The organism is Pseudomonas sp. Pseusp49 (assembly GCF_059491875.1).
The window spans coordinates 5451831-5470108 of the sequence record NZ_CP168514.1; the positions used below are offsets into that span (position 1 = coordinate 5451831).

Genomic DNA, 18278 nt, shown 5'->3' on the forward strand with positions numbered 1-18278 from the left:
GAGCTGAATATGTCCACCGAACAACTGTTGAAAACCCCGCTGCACGCGCTGCACATCGAACTCGGCGCACGCATGGTGCCGTTCGCCGGCTATGACATGCCAGTGCAATACCCGCTGGGCGTGATGAAGGAACACCAGCACACCCGCGACCAGGCCGGGCTGTTCGATGTCTCGCACATGGGCCAGATCCGCCTGACCGGCGCCGATGCCGCCAAGGCCCTGGAAACCCTGGTACCAGTGGACATCATCGACCTACCGGTCGGCATGCAGCGTTACGCGATGTTCACCAATGCGACGGGCGGTATCCTCGATGACCTGATGGTCGCCAACCTGGGCAACGACGAACTGTTCCTGGTGGTCAACGCCGCCTGCAAGGATCAGGACCTGGCCCACCTGCGCAAGCACATCGGTGAGCAGTGCACGATCGAGCCGCTGTTCGAAGAGCGTGCCCTGCTTGCCCTGCAAGGCCCGGCTGCAGTGACCGTGCTGGCACGCCTGGCCCCGGAAGTTGCGAAGATGACCTTCATGCAGTTCGCCCGCGTGAAGCTGCTGGGCGTGGACTGTTTTGTCAGCCGGTCGGGTTACACCGGCGAAGACGGTTTCGAAATTTCCGTCCCCGCCGCCAACGCCGAAGCCCTGGCTCGCGCCCTGCTGGCCGAACCGGAAGTGGCCGCCATCGGCCTTGGCGCCCGCGACTCCCTGCGCCTTGAGGCGGGCTTGTGCCTGTACGGGCATGACATGAACACCGAGACCAGCCCGATCGAAGCGAGCCTGCTGTGGGCGATCTCCAAGCCGCGTCGCGCCGATGGCGCACGGGCCGGCGGCTTCCCTGGCGCCGAAACCGTGTTCGCCCAGCAACAGGCAGGTGTCAGCCGCAAACGCGTCGGCCTGTTACCGCAGGAACGCACACCGGTGCGCGAGGGTGCCGAGATCGTCAACGAAGCCGGCGACATCATCGGTAGCGTCTGCAGCGGCGGTTTCGGGCCGACCCTGGGCGGCCCGCTGGCCATGGGTTATGTCGACAGCGCCTATATCGCACTGGACACCCCCGTCTGGGCGATTGTGCGTGGGAAAAAGGTGCCTTTGCTTGTAAGCAAAATGCCATTTGTTCCACAACGCTACTATCGCGGCTGATTGAATGTTCCTATAAGTAACGCGGTTGCGTTAACTGTGCACTAATGTGTAACGCAACCGCCATAAAATAGTGCATTGTTTGGCTCTAAGCTTCGATTATGAACTTTGCTTATAACGATCGAAAACATTTGAACAGCGCTAGCGTATAAGGCCTCACTAGTGGACTGACTTTGCCATCAACCTGAGGAAATACGGGGCCTTCACAGGGCTTGTTTTTTCTCCCGTAGTTGGCGTAGAGTTTGTTCACTGTGTTTGCATGGGTCGCTTGGAATCGTGACCTGGGCAGTAGCCTACAAGTTAGCTACATCCCGTTCGACGTCTTCTTACTCTCCTGCAACCAGCCCCAGTACTCTTTCATGAGAAGGAGACTGTCATTAATTTTTTGCGTCAAAGGAAATAAGAAATGTCCCAACGTCAGAGCGGTACCGTCAAGTGGTTTAACGACGAGAAAGGTTTTGGTTTTATCACTCCTGAAAGCGGTCCGGATCTGTTCGTGCATTTCCGCGCCATCCAGGGCAACGGCTTCAAGAGCCTGAAAGAAGGCCAGAAAGTGACTTTCATCGCCGTGCAAGGCCAGAAAGGCATGCAGGCTGACGAAGTACAAGCAGAAGCCTAATCTTCTGTAACGAAAAAGCCCCTGATGCTGACATCAGGGGCTTTTTTGTGCGCGTAAATCCGTAAAATGGCTTCTTTTTTCGCCGAGAGCCTGCCATGTCGAAACACCTGCTTACTCCCCAGGGCGACTTTCCTGCCGCTGGCCTGGGTCGTCGCCTGGCAGCCATGTTCTATGATTTCCTGCTGTGCACCGCCCTGCTGATCGTCACCAGCGGCCTCTACAAGATGATCCAGATGGCGATCATCGGCGAAGAAAGGATGCGCACCCTGACCGAAGCCGGCGCGCTGGACGGCGATCCCCTGCTCTCCACCGTCCTGCTGTTCGTACTGTTCGGCTTCTTCGCCAAATTCTGGACCTGGTCGGGTCAGACCCTGGGCATGCAGGTCTGGTGCATTCGCGTACAGAACGCCGACGGCTCATCCATCAGCCTGTGGCAGGCACTGTTGCGCTTTGTGGTGTCGATCGCGTCCTTGCTGTGTGTTGGCCTTGGGTTTTTCTGGTCGCTGTTCGACAAACAGCAACGTAGCTGGCATGACATCTATTCGAATACCGAACTGGTGCGGATTCCGAAGAAGACCAAGTAACACTCACAAAAAAGATCGCAGCCTTCGGCAGCTCCTACAGGGTTTTGTTTACACCCTGTAGGAGCTGCCGAAGGCTGCGATCTTTTGCTTTCCGGCTTTTAAGCGTTACCGGCCAGCTTCATCCGCGCCGCCTGGGTGAAATCCAGCATCCGCTTGAGCGGTCGAATCGCCTGCGGGATCAGCGCCGGATCGACAAAGATCTCGTTCGCGCCTTCTTTCAACGCCTTGAGCGTCCGCTCAAGCGTGTTCATGGCCATCCACGGGCAATGTGCACAACTGCGGCACGCCGCGCCGTTACCCGCCGTCGGGGCTTCGATAAAGACCTTGTCCGGGCACAGCTGCTGCATCTTGTAGAAGATGCCGCGGTCGGTGGCAACGATCAGCGTCTTGTTCGGCAGGCTCTGTGCCGCCGCGATCAACTGACTGGTGGAGCCCACGGCGTCGGCCAGTTCAATCACCGAAGTCGGCGACTCCGGGTGCACCAGGATCGCCGCATCCGGGTACAGCGCCTTCATGTCTTCAAGCTGCTTGGACTTGAACTCTTCGTGAACGATGCAGGCGCCGTCCCACAGCAGCATGTCGGCACCGGTCTGGCGCTGGATGTAGGTCCCCAGGTGCTTGTCCGGCCCCCAGATGATGGTCTCGCCGTTGTCCATCAGGCTTTCGACGATTTCCAGCGCACAGCTTGAAGTCACCACCCAATCCGCGCGGGCTTTTACCGCAGCGGAAGTGTTGGCGTACACCACAACCGTACGCTCCGGGTGTTGATCGCAGAACGCGGAAAACTCGTCCACCGGGCACCCCAGGTCGAGCGAACAGGTCGCTTCGAGGGTCGGCATCAACACGCGTTTTTCCGGATTGAGGATCTTGGCAGTCTCCCCCATGAACTTCACGCCGGCGACGACCACGGTCTTGGCCGGATGGGCATTGCCGAAGCGGGCCATCTCCAGCGAGTCGGAGACACAGCCACCCGTCTCTTCGGCCAGCGCCTGAATGACAGGGTCGCAATAGAAGTGGGCCACCAGCACCGCGTCCTGAGCCTTGAGCTCGGCAGCGATGGCGGCACGGTAGTAAGCCTCTTCATCGGCGGTCAGCGGTTTGGGCTGTTTGGCGTCGAGGTGGGCTTGAACCAGAAGGCGTTCGGATATTTGCGTCATGTTCGCAAGACCTGCAGGCGCATTCGCGCGAAAGTCGAGTATACACCCGGCTCCGGACCCTTCAGGGTACCGCCGGGAAAGTGAGTATTCATCAGGCACGGACAGCGTTGAAGCTGCGCAAGGCTACAGAATATCCGACAGATGCAAAAGATGATTCTGATCTGCGCCTTGCGCAGCAGCCCGGAGCGAGGCGGGCTTGAATCGCAGGCAAAAAAAAATCCGGAAATCCTCACTTGCGTGGGCCTTCCAGACTTTTAAAACTGCTAAAAATGGTGGGTCGTGTGGGATTCGAACCTACGACCAATTGGTTAAAAGCCAACTGCTCTACCAACTGAGCTAACGACCCGCTGTGTGGTGGCGCGTATAATACTGATTTTTAAGGACTATTCAACACCTATTTTGAAAAAAATCAAAAATAAGGTGTTGGATCGCTGATTCCGGCCGCCGCAAAGCCTTCGGCGCGCAGTCGGCAGCTGTCGCATTTGCCGCACGCACGACCATCATCGTCGGCCTGATAGCAGGAAACGGTCAGCCCGTAGTTCACGCCAAGCTTCACGCCCGCCTGGACGATCTGCGCCTTGCTGAGGTTTTGCAGCGGTGCCTGAATGCGGAAGCCATTGCCTTCCACGCCGGCTTTGGTTGCCAGGTTGGCCATGCGCTCGAACGACTCGATGAACTCGGGACGGCAGTCCGGGTAACCGGAGTAATCCACCGCATTGACGCCGATGAAGATATCCCGCGCACCGAGCACTTCAGCCCAGCCCAGGGCCAGGGACAGGAACACCGTGTTACGCGCAGGCACGTAGGTGACAGGAATGCCCTCACCCAGCTCTTCCGGAATATCGATGCTGCTGTCGGTCAGCGCCGAGCCGCCCATGCCGTTCAGGTTCAGGCCGATCACCTTGTGCTCGACCACACCCAGATCCCGCGCCACGCGCTCGGCGGCGTGCAGTTCGGCGTGAGAGCGCTGACCGTAGTCGAAGCTCATGGTGTAGCAGCTGTAGCCTTCGGCGCGCGCCATGGCTACCACGGTCGCCGAGTCCAGGCCACCGGACAGCAGGATGACCGCACGTTTTTCAGCAGTGTTGAGTTGTTCAGTCATTTCAGCGCCCCGGCTCGTCATTCCATAGATATTTATGCAGCTGCAATTGCAAACGCACTGGCAGGTTATCCGCCACCACCCAGTCCGCCAGGTCCCGGGCATTGAGATCATGGTGGCTTGGCGAGAACAGGACTTCGCCGGCGCGCTGGTCCAGACCGTACTGGATCAGTTTGGAAACGGACCAGTCATAGTCCTCCCGCGAACAGATGACAAATTTCACCTGATCGTTGGGCGTGAGCAGCTCGATGTTTTCGTAGCGATTGCGGTGCGCTTCCTTCGAACCCGGGGTTTTCAGGTCGACAACGCGACTGACCCGGGAATCTACCGGCGAGATATCGATAGAGCCACTGGTTTCCAGTGACACTTCGTAACCGGCGTCGCACAAGCGCTTGAGCAAGGGAATGGCGTTGGGTTGCGCCAGGGGCTCGCCCCCCGTGACACAGACATAACGCGGGCGGAAACCGGCGACCTGCTCGAGGATATCGTCGAGGGTGCGAATGGTTCCGCCGGTGAACGCGTAGGCGCTGTCGCAGTATTGGCAACGCAACGGACAACCGGTCAGGCGCACAAAAACCGTGGGCAGGCCGGCAGTCCGAGTTTCACCCTGCAACGAGTAGAAAACTTCGGTGATTCTCAATGTGTCTTGCATAGTCGCCACGGGCGTAACAGCTAAACAGGCTGTCCGCCTCCGTCAGGCACTTCAAGGAACCCCGGCAATGCGCAGATCCCAAAAAGCGTGTTTCAGAAAAAGGGGGTGAATTCTAACGAAAAAACCCGCGACAAGCGCGGGTTTCTTTGAAACGGCTCAAGCCGCCTTACATTTTCTGCAGATCACGCTGCGCCAGCTGAGCAGCGGAAGTGCCCGGATACTGGGACACGACCTGCTGCAGAATGCCCTTGACCCGGTCGGTATGACCGAGACGGCGCTCTACATCAGCGAGCTTGTACAGCGAATCAGGCACCTTGGCGTGCTTGGGATACAGCTGCGAAACCTTGGCAAATGCCTGACCTGCACCTTGCAGATCGCCTTTGGCCAGGTTCACTTCGCCCAGCCAGTACTGGGCATTGCCCGCGTACTGACTGTTCGGGTATTTGCGCAGGAATGCGGCGAAAGCCTGGCTGGCCTTGTCGAAATCCTTGGCCTTGATCAGGTCGAAGGCAGCATCGTAATAGAGCTTTTCCTTCGCCGGATCTGCCGGCTCGCTACCCGCGGCAGGTGCTTGAGCGGCGGCTGCGCCAGCTGAAGCACCTGCGGCTGCACCGGGGGTGTTCGATTCACCACCGGTTGAAGAATTTTCAGGAGTCGCGGCTGGTGCAACGCCGGTTCCTATGCGCCGATCAAGATCCTGGTATCGCTCCAGGTTTTCCTGCTTCATGCGCGCTACATCATTTTGCAGTTCTTCGATCACACCCTGTTGGCGCGAGATCTGTTCCTGCATTTGTTGCAGTTGGTTGAACAGCTGACCCTGTGCCGAGACAGGGGTCGAAACCCCTCCCCCGGCATAGGCGCCGTTCGTACCGTAACCTGCAGGCGGATAACTGCTCCCGCTATTGTTATAGCCGGAGTCATTATCGACCACAGGAACCGCAGCCCACGCCGCAAGCGGCGCGAGGCTGAGAGCCAGAACAGTTACAGCACGACGGCACGTTCGCATGACGAATTACTTACGCAGTTCGACGCGACGGTTTTGAGCCCAGGACTGCTCGTCGTTGCCGGTAGCAACTGGACGCTCTTCGCCGTAGGAAACCAGTTCCAGCTGAGCTGGGGAAACACCTTGCAGTACCAGGTAACGCTGAACGGCTTTCGCACGACGCTCGCCCAGTGCCATGTTGTACTCACGAGTACCACGTTCGTCGGTGTTGCCTTCCAGAACAACGCGAGCGCCGTTTGCTTTCAGGTCTTTGGCGTGAACGTCCAGAGCGCGCATGGCTTCTGGCTTCAGGTCCGAGCTGTCGTATTCGAAGTAGAAAGTGGTGATAGCGCGCAGTGCAGCTTCTTCGCTCAGGGAGCCGTCAACTGCACCAGTGTTTGCGCCGTAACCAGCGTTTGGATCTACCGCGCCTTCACCGGCATTGTCGCCGCCTTTGGACGAGCAACCTACAGCTACAGCCATGGCCAGTGCCAGCGCAGCAAATTTACCAAACTTCAGCATTTCCATCGTGAAACTCCTAATGAACCCCAGTGTGTTAAGTAAAACGTATAGCGCCGCGTCAGTTCAGGTAAGGGGACCAGGAAGGTTCTCTGACTTCGCCTTGTGCGGTAGGAAGCGGGAGCCTTACGCGTCCATTGATGGACACGAGCATCAAGACTCCCCGGCCCTGCTGGCGGGTGGCGTAGATTACCATGGTGCCGTTGGGCGCGACAGTAGGCGACTCGTCCAGAGTGCTATCAGTGAGGATTTTTACACTACCGCGCTGCAAATCCTGGGCCGCCACCTTGAAATTGGTGAAACCATCCTGACGGTGAATCATGACAAGCGTCTTTTCATCAGCCGACAATTTAGGGTTGGCGTTGTAGTTGCCGACGAAAGTCACGCGTTCGGCACCGCCGCCACCGGCGCTGGTCTTGTAGATCTGCGGTTTGCCGCCACGGTCGGAAGTGAAGTAGATGGTCGAGCCATCCTTGCCCCAGAACGGTTCGGTGTTGATGCCAGGACCATTGGTGACGCGGCTGATCTGACGCGAGCCGAGGTTCATCACATAGATGTCCGGGTTGCCGTCCTTGGACAGCACGAACGCCAGGCGATTGCCATCCGGCGACCACGCAGGTGCACCGTTCAGGCCTTCGAAGTTGGTGATCTGCTCACGGCGACCGGTGTCGATGTTCTGCATGAAGATACGCGGACGCTTCTGCTCGAAGGAGACATAAGCGATGCGCTTGCCATCCGGTGCGAAACGCGGCGACAGGATCGGCTCACGCGATTGCAACAGGGTCACGGCGCGGGCACCGTCGTAGTCCGAACGCTGCAGGGTGTAGCGAGTGTTGTTCTCGGAGAAACGCTCGGCCGTTACGTACAGCAGGCGAGTCGAGAAGGCACCCTTGATACCCGTGAGTTTTTCGAACGACTGGTCAGAGATGTAGTGCGCCATGTCGCGCAACTGATCGACACCGCCCGACACGCTGCCGGTCAGCACTTGCTGCTCGGTGGCTACGTTGAACAGTGCATATTGCACCTGCAGGCGACCGCCCGCCGGAACGATGCTGCCGACCATGACGTACTGGGCACCCAGTGCCTTGAAGTCACGGAAGATGATTTCGCCGGCCTGGCTCGGCTGGCTGATCATGTTCTGCTTTGGAATCGGCGAGTAGTAACCCGAGTTGCGCAGGTCGTTACCGATGATTTCCGCCATGTCGTCCGGCAGCACGCTACCGCCCTGGAAGCCGAACGGTACAACGGCGATCGGGGTCGCCCGATCGCTGCCGCTGGTAACCAGAATGTTTTTCTCATCTGCCATCGCCATCCCTGCCATGCAGCAGATAACGACCAGCATTCCTCGAAGAAGGTTTCTCACAAGGCTAGATCCTCAGGTGTGAATGTCATCTTGAATGAACGATACGGAGCGAAATCACTCGGCTTCATTCCCTGCATTTCTGTCAAACGTCCAATATTCTTCACTGCTGCAACAGCCGAGGCGTCAAACGGACCGTCGCCACTGGACTTGGACACACTGACCGAAGTCACCGTACCGTCCGGCAACATGCCGATCTGCAACACGACCGTCATGCCTTTGCGTGCCGAAGGTGGACGAGCCCAGCCTTCCGCTGCACGCGCACGAATCAGGTCATCGAAACTGCCGGCGACTTCGTCACCCTGCTCATCGGCCAAGGCCTGCTGACGCTGCGGCGTGTCGGAAAGCAAATCTGCCAGGGCCTGAGCCTTTTTGTCTTCGGCGGATTTACGCGCCGCGTCCTGCGATTTCTTCTTCGCAGCATCGGCAGCAGCTTTCTTCTTCGCTTCCTCGGCGACTTTCTTCTTCGCCTCTTCAGCCTCGGCTTTCTTCTTGGCGTCTTCCGCGGCTTTCTTCTTCGCGTCTTCGACGATCTTTTTCTTGGCTTCTTCAGCGGCCGCTTTCTTGGCCTCTTCTTCAGCAGCCTTCTTGGCTTCTTCTTCAGCTTTCTTCTTGGCTATATCAGCCAATTGTTTCTCTTCTGCCTTCTTGGCTTCCGCGGCTTTCTTCGCGTCGTCGGCTTTCTTGGCTTCATCAGCCTTTTTCGCCTCGTCCGCTTTCTTCGCTTCGTCGGCCTTCTTGGCTTCCTCGGCCTTTTGAGCCGCCTCTTCTTTCTTTTGTTCCGCAGCCTTCACCGCTTCCTGCTCGACCTTTTTCTGCTCCATCTGCTCGACTTCGGTCTGACGCGCAGCAGATTTCTGCGCCTCACCGGCAATCTTCTGATTGGTCTGGGTGGTCGCCCGACTTTTCGATTTCAGCTGGTACAAGGTCGCCTGGACAATCGGCTTGGCCGGCGGCAGCTCCGGGGTAAAGGCAAAACTGACGAACAACATGCCGAACACCAGCACGTGCAAGCCAATCGCCCAGACACTAGGCCAGAAGTAGCTTTCCGAGGCGGACGGCTCTCGCTGTTGCTGCATCAGGGCGCCTCGGTAATCAAGCCAACATTACCGACCCCGGCTTTCTGCAACCCGCCCATGGCCCCCATGACGGAACCGTAATCGACGGATTTGTCGCCGCGAATGAAGACCTGGGTGTGCTTGCCGTTTTCATTGCCGACGCGAATGATCTTGGTCACGGCGTCAGTCATCTGCGGCAACGTCATGGCCCGGTCCTGCTGCTTGTCCGTGTCGACTTCGCTGCCAAGGTTCCAGTAGTAGGTCTTGTCGGATTTGATGGAAATGGTCAGGACCTGGGTGTTGTTGTCCTGCGGCAAGGCTTCGCTGGAAACCTTGGGCAGATCAACTTTCACGCCCTGATTGAGCATCGGCGCGGTCACCATGAAGATGACCAGCAGCACCAACATCACGTCGATGTAGGGCACCACGTTCATCTCGGCGACCGGCTTGCGCTTTTTGCGAGCTCGAGCGATTAAAGCCATTGGAAATTACCTGCTTATTCTTCGCTGGTGTGCACTTTGCGGTGCAGGATCGCCTGGAACTCGTCGGCGAAGGTGTAGTAGCGGCCCAGCAGGGTTTCGCTGCGCGCAGCAAAACGGTTGTAAGCGATAACGGCTGGAATGGCCGCGAACAGACCGATGGCCGTGGCGATCAGTGCTTCGGCGATACCCGGGGCCACAGTGGCCAGGGTCGCTTGCTGGGCGGTGGCCAGGCCACGGAAGGAGTTCATGATCCCCCAGACGGTACCGAACAGACCGATGTAGGGGCTGACGGAACCGACGGTGGCGAGAAAGGGCAGGCTCTGCTCGAGCTTTTCTTCTTCGCGGGAAATCGCAACACGCATGGCACGGGCCACGCCTTCCATGACCGCTTCCGGGTCAACGCCTGGCTGCTGGCGCAGGCGGGAGAATTCCTTGAAACCGGCACGGAAGATTTGCTCGACACCCGAATCGGGGTCCGGGTTGCTGCCGGCCTGACGGTACAGTTTGGACAGGTCGATACCCGACCAGAAGCGCTCTTCAAAGCTCTCCAGGGCACGTCGACCGGCGCGCAGCAAGTTGCTGCGCTGAAAGATCATGATCCACGAGGTCACCGATGCGGCTACCAGGGTCAGCATTACCAGTTGCACCACGATACTGGCATTGCTGACCAGGCTCCACATGGAGGAATGGTCGACGACGTTAGCTTCCACGCTTTATCTCCTGCTTTGAGTGTGTACCCGCGCCGCTCACGTCGGCAAAGGCCGCTCGTAGAGCTTCGGGAATGGCCCGGGGTTTCAAACTTTCAGTGCGCACACAGGCCACCAGAAACTGCCCTTCACAGAGCAGCACATTATCCGTTGCCCGCCTGACCTGCTGCTTGAAGCGCAGGCTGGCACGGTTCAATTCGATTACTTCAGCGCTTACCAGCAGTTCGTCGTCCAGTCGCGCCGGCGCGTGATAGCGCGCTTCGCTGGAATGCACGACGAACAACAGGTCCTCCCCTGCCAGCTGTGATTGGGCAAAGCCCAGATCTCGCAGCCGCTCGGTTCGAGCCCGTTCCATAAACTTGAGGTAATTGACGTAATACACGATGCCGCCCGCATCGGTGTCCTCGTAATAAACGCGACAACGATGTGCGAAAGGCTCAAGCCCGTTTTGCGCGCGCATACTCTAGTGCTTACTCCTCAGGTTGCCAATCCGGCCAGGCAACTGTTTTTCATTGATCTGCGGCTTTCTTGCGAAAGTACGGTGCTGGGACCCTACATTGCCCGAAAAAATCAGCACGCAACGTTAATTAATCGTCACTGGCACCGAGGAACTCGTCTGCCACGGGCATTTCGCCCAATCGTGACGGAATGTTTAAACCGAAATGCAGATAGGCATGCCGCGTCACCACTCGCCCCCTTGGCGTGCGCATGATGTAACCCTGCTGGATCAGGTAAGGCTCAAGCACGTCTTCAATGGTGTGACGCTCTTCGCTGATGGCGGCGGCCAGACTGTCGACCCCGACCGGCCCGCCATCGAACTTCTCGATCATGGTCAGCAACAGACGCCGGTCCTGGTGATCGAAGCCGCGTTCGTCGACGTCCAGCAGGTTCAGCGCCAGGTCGGCAATCGGCTTGGTGATATGCCCCTTGGCGCGAACCTCGGCGAAATCACGCACCCGGCGCAACAGTCGGTTGGCAATCCGGGGCGTGCCACGGGCACGGCGGGCAATTTCGAAGGCGCCTTCCGGGTCCAGCGGCAAACCAAGGATGCTCGCCGAACGACTCACGATCGTCGACAAGTCGGCGTTATTGTAGAACTCAAGACGCTGAACGATGCCGAAACGGTCACGCAACGGGTTGGTCAGCATGCCAGCCCGTGTCGTTGCGCCGACCAGGGTAAACGGCGGCAGATCGAGCTTGATCGAACGCGCAGCCGGGCCCTCGCCAATCATGATGTCGAGCTGGAAGTCCTCCATGGCCGGGTACAGCACTTCTTCAACGATGGGCGACAGGCGATGGATTTCGTCGATGAACAGCACATCGTGAGGCTCAAGGTTGGTCAACAGCGCGGCGAGATCACCCGGACGCTCCAGCACCGGGCCTGAAGTGCTCTTGATCGACACCCCCATTTCCTGGGCGATGATGTTGGCGAGGGTGGTCTTGCCCAGGCCCGGCGGCCCGAAGATCAGCGTGTGGTCCAGGGACTCGTTACGACCGCGAGCCGCCTGAATGAACAACTCCATCTGCTCGCGAACGGTCGGCTGGCCAATGTATTCCGCCAGGCTGACCGGGCGAATGGCACGGTCCTGGACTTCTTCGCGCTCACGCGGACTGTGCGTGGCAGCGATCAGACGATCAGCTTCAATCACTTAGATCATTCCCTTCAAGGCGCGACGGATCATGTCTTCACTGCTCAAACCTTTCTCCTTGATCGCAGACACCGCCTTGCTCGCTTCCTGCGGCTTGTAGCCCAGGGAAATCAGGGCGCTGACCGCGTCAGTCTCGGCAGTGTTCACCGGGGCCGGTCCATCCGGCTGGTTCGGCACCAGGGCGAACATGGCCGGTACGGTTTCCCAGGCCTTGAAGCGATCCTTGAGTTCCACCAGCAAACGCTCGGCCGTTTTCTTGCCCACACCTGGCACCTTGGTCAGCGCCGAAGTGTCCTGGGACTGAACACAACGAACCAGCTCGTCGACTTCCAGGCTCGACATCAAGGCCAGCGCCAGTTTCGGCCCGACGCCGTTGAGACGGATCAATTCGCGGAAAAAGTCGCGCTCACGCTTGCCGACGAAACCATAGAGTAACTGTGCGTCTTCACGCACGACCAGATGAGTGTGCAACGTCAGCGGCTCACCGACCGACGGCAAGCGATAGAGGGTCGTCATCGGCACTTCGAGTTCATAACCCAGGCCGTTTACATCCAGAATCAAGTGTGGAGGCTGCTTCTCAGCCAGGGTGCCGCGCAAACGTCCAATCACGTTACAAATCCTTGAGCGTTGGCCAGCTCTGGGCCAGCGACTGATGGAGCAAGGGAGTAGCGCCGACAACCCAGGCGAAACGCCCTCCCCCCATGAAAATGATTGTTGATGCTATCAGAGACGCAGGCGCCCGCCACGACTGCGTGCCGCCCCGAGACCATGGGGCAGCAGACTGGAGCGGGTATGAGCATGACAGATGGCAATGGCCAGGGCGTCCGAAGCATCGATCTGCGGCTTGCTGGTCAGCTTGAGCATGTGCATGACCATCATCTGCACCTGCTCCTTGTTGGCCGAGCCGGTACCGACCACTGCCTGCTTGACCTGGGTTGCGCTGTATTCGGCAATTTCCAGGCTTTCCTCGGCACCCGCCACGATCGCCGCGCCACGGGCCTGCCCCAGTTTCAGGGCGGAATCGGCGTTACGGGCCATGAACACCTTTTCGATCCCCATGGTCACCGGATGGTAAGTCTGAATGATCTCCCGCACCCCGCGATAGACAATCTGCAATCGCTCAGCCAGCTCGCCGGCACCGGTGCGGATACAACCGGAGGCGACGTACTCGCAGCCACGGCCGGTATCACGCACCACACCGTAACCGGTGATGCGCGAACCGGGGTCGATACCAAGAATTAAAGTCATAACGCCTGCAAAAGGAATTCGCGGTTGCCTGAGGATAACCGTGTAGGAGCTGCCGAAGGCTGCGATCTTTTGATTTTAGAAGCGAAGATCAAAAGATCGCAGCCTGCGGCAGCTCCTACAGGGCGGCGATCTTTATCGGTACATCAACCGAGCTGCGCGGCCACCGACTCCGGGATTTCCGCGTTGGAGTAGACGTTTTGCACGTCATCCAGGTCTTCGAGCATGTCGATCAGCTTGAGGACCTTCTCGGCGCCTTCCAGATCGAGTTCGGCGCTGGTGGTCGGCAGCATGACGATTTCCGCGTCGTCACCCTTGAAACCCGCCGCTTCCAGTGCGTTACGCACGGAATAGAACCCGGCAAACGAGGTGAACACGTCGATCGAACCGTCTTCGTTGGTCACCACGTCATCGGCGTCGGCTTCCATGGCCGCTTCCATCAGCGCGTCTTCGTCAACGCCGGCAGCGAAGGAGATCTGCCCCTTGCGTTCGAACAGATAGGCCACCGAACCGTCAGTCCCGAGGTTGCCGCCGCACTTGCTGAACGCGTGACGAACAGCGGCGGCAGTGCGATTACGGTTGTCGGTCATGCATTCGACCATCACCGCCACGCCGCCCGGACCGTAACCTTCGTAGGTCAGCTCGACCACGTCGTCGGTATCGGCAGCGCCGGTACCGCGGGCGATGGCACGATCGATGATGTCACGGCTCATGTTGGCACCCAGGGCCTTGTCCAGGGCCAGGCGCAGACGCGGATTGGAGCCTGGATCACCACCACCCTGACGGGCAGCGACGGTCAGCTCACGAATCCACTTGGTGAAGATCTTGCCCCTCTTGGCATCCTGACGTTCTTTGCGGTGCTTGATGTTCGCCCACTTGGAATGACCTGCCATAACTCGCTCCGAATTCTCTTTGAAACATTGCCCGCTGCGCTGTATTGCGCCGGCCGGCAAACAAAAATCTTGAACAGCTTTGCCTATAAAGAAAGGGCGCATCCGCAGATGCGCCCTTCGGGTCAGCCTTACTCGGCCTTAGGCGTTTCACGCAGACGAATGTGCAACTCGCGCAATGCCTTGGCATCCACCTGGCCCGGCGCCTGGGTCATGACATCGGCCGCGCTCTGGGTTTTCGGGAAGGCGATCACTTCACGGATCGACTGGGCGCCGGTCATCAGCATCACCAGACGGTCCAGACCGAAGGCCAGGCCACCGTGCGGCGGTGCGCCATATTTCAGGGCGTCGAGCAGGAAGCCGAATTTCTCTTCCTGTTCCACTTCGTTGATGCCCAGCAGACGGAAGACCGCTTGTTGCATCTCTTTGCGGTGGATACGGATCGAACCGCCACCCAGCTCGGTGCCGTTCAACACCATGTCATAGGCACGGGACAGAGCGCCCGCCGGGTTGGCTTCCAACTCCGCCGGGGAACACTTCGGCGCGGTGAACGGGTGGTGCAAGGCGCTGAAGCTGCCGTCGTCGTTCTCTTCGAACATCGGGAAGTCAACGACCCACATCGGAGCCCATTCGCAGGTCAGCAGGCTCAGGTCGTGACCGAGCTTGATGCGCAGTGCGCCCAACGCTTCGCTGACGATCTTGGCCTTGTCGGCACCGAAGAACACGATGTCGCCGTCGACTGCACCAACACGATCCAGGATCACGTTGAGGTTGGCTTCAGGGATGTTCTTCACGATCGGCGATTGCAGACCGTCAACGCCATTCGCGCGCTCGTTGACCTTGATGTACGCCAGGCCCTTGGCACCGTAGATGCCGACAAACTTGGTGTAGTCGTCGATCTGCTTGCGCGGCATGCTCGCGCCGCCAGGCACGCGCAGGGCGGCAATGCGGCATTTCGGGTCATTGGCCGGGCCGCTGAACACCTTGAAGTCGACTTCCTTGAGCTGGTCGGCCACGTCAACCAGTTCCAGCGGGTTACGCAGGTCTGGCTTGTCGGAACCGTAGCGGCGCATGGCTTCTTCGAAGGTCATGTGCGGGAACTCACCGAACTCCAGGCCCAGCACTTCCTTGAACAGGTTGCGGATCATTTGCTCGGTCAGGCCCATGATCTCTTTTTCATCGAGGAAACTGGTCTCGATGTCGATCTGGGTGAATTCCGGCTGGCGGTCGGCCCGCAGGTCTTCGTCGCGGAAGCACTTGGCGATCTGGTAGTAACGGTCGAAGCCGGCCACCATCAGCAGTTGCTTGAACAGTTGCGGCGATTGCGGCAAGGCGAAGAACGAACCGGCATGCGTACGGCTCGGCACCAGGTAGTCGCGCGCGCCTTCCGGGGTAGCACGGGTCAGGATCGGCGTTTCTACGTCGAGGAACCCGTTCTCGTCCAGGAAGCGACGGATGCTGGTGGTCATGCGCGAACGCAGACGCAGCTTCTCGGCCATTTCCGGGCGACGCAGGTCGAGGAAACGATAGCGCAGGCGGGTTTCTTCACCGACGTCGGAGAACTCATTCAGCGGGAACGGCGGGGTTTCCGATTCGTTCAGCACTTCCAGTTCGTAGCCGAGGACTTCGATCATGCCCGACGCCATGTTGGCGTTGGTCGCACCGGCCGGACGCAGGCGAACCTTGCCGGTGATCTTCACGACGTACTCGCTGCGCACGCGATCGGCCGCGGCGAAGGTTTCAGCGCGGTCCGGATCGAACACGACCTGGGCCAGACCATCACGATCACGGATATCGAGGAAAATCACCCCACCGTGGTCACGGCGACGGTGAACCCATCCGCAAAGGGTAATTTCCTGGCCGTCCAGGCTTTCGTTCAGTTGGCCGCAATAATGGCTGCGCATCATGGTCGTGGTTTCACTTCTCGTAATTCGAAATTCGGTTGGAGATCCTACAGCAGCCCCGCCTTTAAAAAGTCACCGGGTGATGCAAGAGCTCGCGTGTGTCGTTCAATTCAGGTTCAGGACCTTAGTCAGCTTTGTCGCCGCCGGCCAGGTTCTTCTTGGAACCGGTCTTGAAATCGGTTTCGTACCAACCCGTGCCGCTAAGGCGAAAGCCCGGCATGGACAGCATTTTCTTAAGCTCTGGCGCCTGACAGGCAGGGCAGTCGACCAGCGGTGCATCGCTGATCTTTTGAATGGCTTCCAACTGATGACCACAGGAAGCACATTGATAATCGTACATCGGCATGGAGGTTGTCTCGGCGATCAGATTGCTACCGCACACGCTGGGGTTTCGCGGCAAAGAGCGGGATTATATCCATTAAATGCGGCCTGTGCAGCCGTAAGACTGCACAGACCGACACTCTGCCGTTTTCACCGCCCAGACTAGGCAGTGACGATGCAACCCCCTTCCTTGAGGCTGTGTACGACACAGACGACCCGCACCAATCCACTGAAATTCCTTACTCCGCCATGACGCAAGTGAACTTCGCGATCCACATGGGATAACAGGCTACTGACCGAACAACCGTTGGCCCGGGCCATTGCTCCCAAAATATCCCAATAAACCTGCTCGAGCCGCAAACAGGTTGCGAAGCCATTCAAACGTACGGAGCGGGACAAGGGCTGGGCCAACCCCATATCGAATTCGCGAACAAACGGATCAACCCTTACATCCCTGTGCGAACCGTATCGCCCCTCTTCTTGCCTTTCATAAACCATAACGCTGACACTCCTTTGCCATCCTGGTTTCTTAAAGCGCAACTGTGTGTCGGCTTATAAAAACGCAGGTGCAAAGGTATTTTCCAGCCGACTTTATGACCCTCGACGTAGGATAAGCCAACAACTGTTGGCAGACCCCGGAGATCGTCCTACGCCAGACGTTTTCCCACGCAGCGAAACGAAGCCCCCTTCAGAAACACCCTATGGAATGACGTAGGAAAGAAGAGCGCCAAGTAGTCACTCCATTTTTCATGCACCTGCATACGCGACCAGCAAGTCACTTGCCTTTACCGCAGCCCCGTAACTTCGGGCAACCTGCGGCAAATCACCGCCAAAGAGCCGTCGGACGCCCTGATTTGAGTAGCCTGCGGCTTTGCTGTTAAATAGACGACGTGTCGCCAGTGCCTATTTTTCCGGGCACGGCGCATAGGCTGATACCGGGCACGTGTCCAACGCCTCTTTATTTTCTTGAAGCGAACCGTGCGCCATCAGCTCTTCCTTGTGAGCTGTCTTAACGTGAGTTAATCAAAATGTTGAAAATCGTCCATCTGTTGATAGGCGCAGCAGCCTTGCTGCTGTCCTTCATCCCTAGCCTGCACCCTGAAGCCTTGCCTTACCTGCAACAACCTGATGCGCTGTACCTGGCCTTTTTCGGCCTGCTCAATCTCACGCTTGCACCTGTCATCCCTTACTGGAACAAAGGTCCGCGCCACCAACTGCAAAACCTGGTCAGTGTCCTGCTGGCTCTGGCGGTAGTACTGCAGACTCTGACGCTGATCGCGCCGATGCCTGTCATCGCCGGTCAACCTGCCGTTCTGTTCAGCCTGGTCGCAGCCCTGATCGCTGTTGCCCTGCACCTGGGCATCAGCTTCTACAAATCGTCACCGGTCGCCGCCTCGCCAAGCTACGACATGAGCAACCGCGATACCGGCACCGTCAAGTGGTTCAACACGTCCAAAGGCTTCGGCTTCATCTCCCGCGATTCCGGCGACGATATCTTCGTCCACTTCCGGGCCATTCGCGGTGAAGGCCACCGCGTCCTGGTAGAAGGCCAGCGCGTGGAGTTCTCCGTCATGAATCGTGACAAGGGCCTGCAAGCCGAAGATGTGATCGCCGCGCTGCCGCGTCGCTGATTCAAGGCTGAAAAAAACCGCGCACAGCCTGGCTGTCCGCGGTTTTTTCATGCCTGCACGTTACTTACTGCACATCGATTAGTAGTGCGGTGGCGGCGCTTCCTCTTCGAACGATTCGAACTGGCCGACCATTTCCTCCTGCCGCTTGAGCAACGCAGCCATTTGCAGTTGAAGACGCTCGACCACCCGCTGCTGCGTAACCAGCACATCATTCAATGCCTGGATGGTGTCATCCTGAAAGGCCAGGCGGCTTTCAAGATCGGTAACGCGTTCTTCCAGGCTCATGAT

22 protein-coding genes and 1 tRNA gene are annotated in these 18278 nt (G+C 58.4%); 4 read left to right on the forward strand and 19 right to left on the reverse strand.

From position 1 onward, the window contains the following. Window positions 1-9 precede the first annotated feature (9 nt). The 3 genes from gcvT to ACEN83_RS24225 all read left to right on the forward strand — a co-directional run bounded on the left by gcvT (window position 10) and on the right by ACEN83_RS24225 (window position 2334). Window positions 10-1134: a glycine cleavage system aminomethyltransferase GcvT gene (gene gcvT, locus ACEN83_RS24215; protein WP_095965383.1), complete on the forward strand. Its 1125-nt coding sequence runs from the start codon at window positions 10-12 to the stop codon at window positions 1132-1134. Between the two features lie 403 nt (window positions 1135-1537). Next, the gene (locus ACEN83_RS24220; protein ID WP_007977299.1) at window positions 1538-1750 is read left to right on the forward strand and encodes a cold-shock protein; all 213 of its coding nucleotides are present in this window, start codon (window positions 1538-1540) and stop codon (window positions 1748-1750) included. 95 nt (window positions 1751-1845) lie between these two features. Continuing rightward, a complete protein-coding gene (locus tag ACEN83_RS24225) occupies window positions 1846-2334 on the forward strand; it encodes an RDD family protein (protein WP_116582958.1) in 489 nt (162 codons plus the stop codon). A gap of 98 nt (window positions 2335-2432) precedes the next feature. Here the strand turns inward: ACEN83_RS24225 and nadA are convergent, their stop codons facing one another. The 18 genes from nadA to ACEN83_RS24315 form a co-directional block, all read right to left on the reverse strand. Then, entirely contained in the window at window positions 2433-3491 is a 1059-nt protein-coding gene (gene nadA, locus ACEN83_RS24230; protein WP_007995624.1) for a quinolinate synthase NadA, read from the reverse strand. A gap of 270 nt (window positions 3492-3761) precedes the next feature. Beyond that, window positions 3762-3837: transfer RNA gene (locus ACEN83_RS24235), tRNA-Lys, on the reverse strand. A gap of 63 nt (window positions 3838-3900) precedes the next feature. Next, entirely contained in the window at window positions 3901-4593 is a 693-nt protein-coding gene (gene queC, locus ACEN83_RS24240) for a 7-cyano-7-deazaguanine synthase QueC (protein ID WP_102698370.1), read from the reverse strand. A gap of 1 nt (window position 4594) precedes the next feature. Then, window positions 4595-5242, reverse strand: a complete 648-nt coding sequence (gene queE / locus ACEN83_RS24245) for a 7-carboxy-7-deazaguanine synthase QueE (RefSeq protein WP_007977310.1) — start codon at window positions 5240-5242, stop codon at window positions 4595-4597. 166 nt (window positions 5243-5408) lie between these two features. After that, window positions 5409-6248 carry a tol-pal system protein YbgF gene (gene ybgF / locus ACEN83_RS24250; protein WP_495578641.1) on the reverse strand — a complete coding sequence of 280 codons (840 nt, stop codon included), beginning with the start codon at window positions 6246-6248 and terminating at the stop codon, window positions 5409-5411. Between the two features lie 6 nt (window positions 6249-6254). Next, complete coding sequence (pal, locus tag ACEN83_RS24255) at window positions 6255-6752, reverse strand: peptidoglycan-associated lipoprotein Pal (RefSeq protein ID WP_003178634.1); 498 nt, start codon at window positions 6750-6752, stop codon at window positions 6255-6257. A 52-nt stretch (window positions 6753-6804) separates the two neighbouring features. Next, window positions 6805-8085 (reverse strand): Tol-Pal system beta propeller repeat protein TolB, encoded by a 1281-nt coding sequence (tolB, locus tag ACEN83_RS24260; RefSeq protein WP_162831820.1) that lies wholly within the window; start codon window positions 8083-8085, stop codon window positions 6805-6807. Window positions 8086-8102: 17 nt separating this feature from the next. Beyond that, window positions 8103-9182, reverse strand: a complete 1080-nt coding sequence (gene tolA, locus ACEN83_RS24265; RefSeq protein ID WP_007977318.1) for a cell envelope integrity protein TolA — start codon at window positions 9180-9182, stop codon at window positions 8103-8105. Then, entirely contained in the window at window positions 9182-9634 is a 453-nt protein-coding gene (tolR, locus tag ACEN83_RS24270; RefSeq protein WP_162130292.1) for a protein TolR, read from the reverse strand. Before tolR ends, tolA begins: the two co-directional genes overlap by 1 nt. 23 nt (window positions 9635-9657) lie before the next feature. After that, window positions 9658-10353 (reverse strand): protein TolQ, encoded by a 696-nt coding sequence (gene tolQ, locus ACEN83_RS24275; RefSeq protein ID WP_007995636.1) that lies wholly within the window; start codon window positions 10351-10353, stop codon window positions 9658-9660. After that, window positions 10343-10810, reverse strand: a complete 468-nt coding sequence (gene ybgC / locus ACEN83_RS24280) for a tol-pal system-associated acyl-CoA thioesterase (protein WP_007990726.1) — start codon at window positions 10808-10810, stop codon at window positions 10343-10345. Before ybgC ends, tolQ begins: the two co-directional genes overlap by 11 nt. A 127-nt stretch (window positions 10811-10937) precedes the next feature. Further along, entirely contained in the window at window positions 10938-11999 is a 1062-nt protein-coding gene (ruvB, locus tag ACEN83_RS24285; protein ID WP_015096600.1) for a Holliday junction branch migration DNA helicase RuvB, read from the reverse strand. Beyond that, window positions 12000-12608: a Holliday junction branch migration protein RuvA gene (gene ruvA / locus ACEN83_RS24290; RefSeq protein WP_116582961.1), complete on the reverse strand. Its 609-nt coding sequence runs from the start codon at window positions 12606-12608 to the stop codon at window positions 12000-12002. Between the two features lie 114 nt (window positions 12609-12722). Then, entirely contained in the window at window positions 12723-13247 is a 525-nt protein-coding gene (gene ruvC, locus ACEN83_RS24295; RefSeq protein WP_095965392.1) for a crossover junction endodeoxyribonuclease RuvC, read from the reverse strand. Window positions 13248-13390: 143 nt separating this feature from the next. Beyond that, complete coding sequence (locus ACEN83_RS24300; RefSeq protein WP_007977329.1) at window positions 13391-14137, reverse strand: YebC/PmpR family DNA-binding transcriptional regulator; 747 nt, start codon at window positions 14135-14137, stop codon at window positions 13391-13393. 128 nt (window positions 14138-14265) lie between these two features. Continuing rightward, window positions 14266-16041, reverse strand: coding sequence for an aspartate--tRNA ligase (gene aspS / locus ACEN83_RS24305; protein ID WP_007977331.1), 1776 nt, complete (start codon window positions 16039-16041; stop codon window positions 14266-14268). A 121-nt stretch (window positions 16042-16162) separates the two neighbouring features. After that, entirely contained in the window at window positions 16163-16384 is a 222-nt protein-coding gene (locus ACEN83_RS24310) for an FmdB family zinc ribbon protein (protein ID WP_007977333.1), read from the reverse strand. A 137-nt stretch (window positions 16385-16521) separates the two neighbouring features. Then, window positions 16522-16857: a ribbon-helix-helix domain-containing protein gene (locus ACEN83_RS24315; RefSeq protein WP_495578642.1), complete on the reverse strand. Its 336-nt coding sequence runs from the start codon at window positions 16855-16857 to the stop codon at window positions 16522-16524. 530 nt (window positions 16858-17387) lie between these two features. Between ACEN83_RS24315 and ACEN83_RS24320 the strand changes: the two genes are divergently transcribed. Beyond that, window positions 17388-17990, forward strand: a complete 603-nt coding sequence (locus ACEN83_RS24320) for a cold-shock protein (RefSeq protein ID WP_095965394.1) — start codon at window positions 17388-17390, stop codon at window positions 17988-17990. A gap of 78 nt (window positions 17991-18068) precedes the next feature. Here the strand turns inward: ACEN83_RS24320 and ACEN83_RS24325 are convergent, their stop codons facing one another. Next, on the reverse strand, window positions 18069-18275 hold the full coding sequence (locus tag ACEN83_RS24325; protein WP_495578643.1) for a SlyX family protein: 207 nt from the start codon (window positions 18273-18275) through the stop codon (window positions 18069-18071). Window positions 18276-18278: the final 3 nt, after the last annotated feature.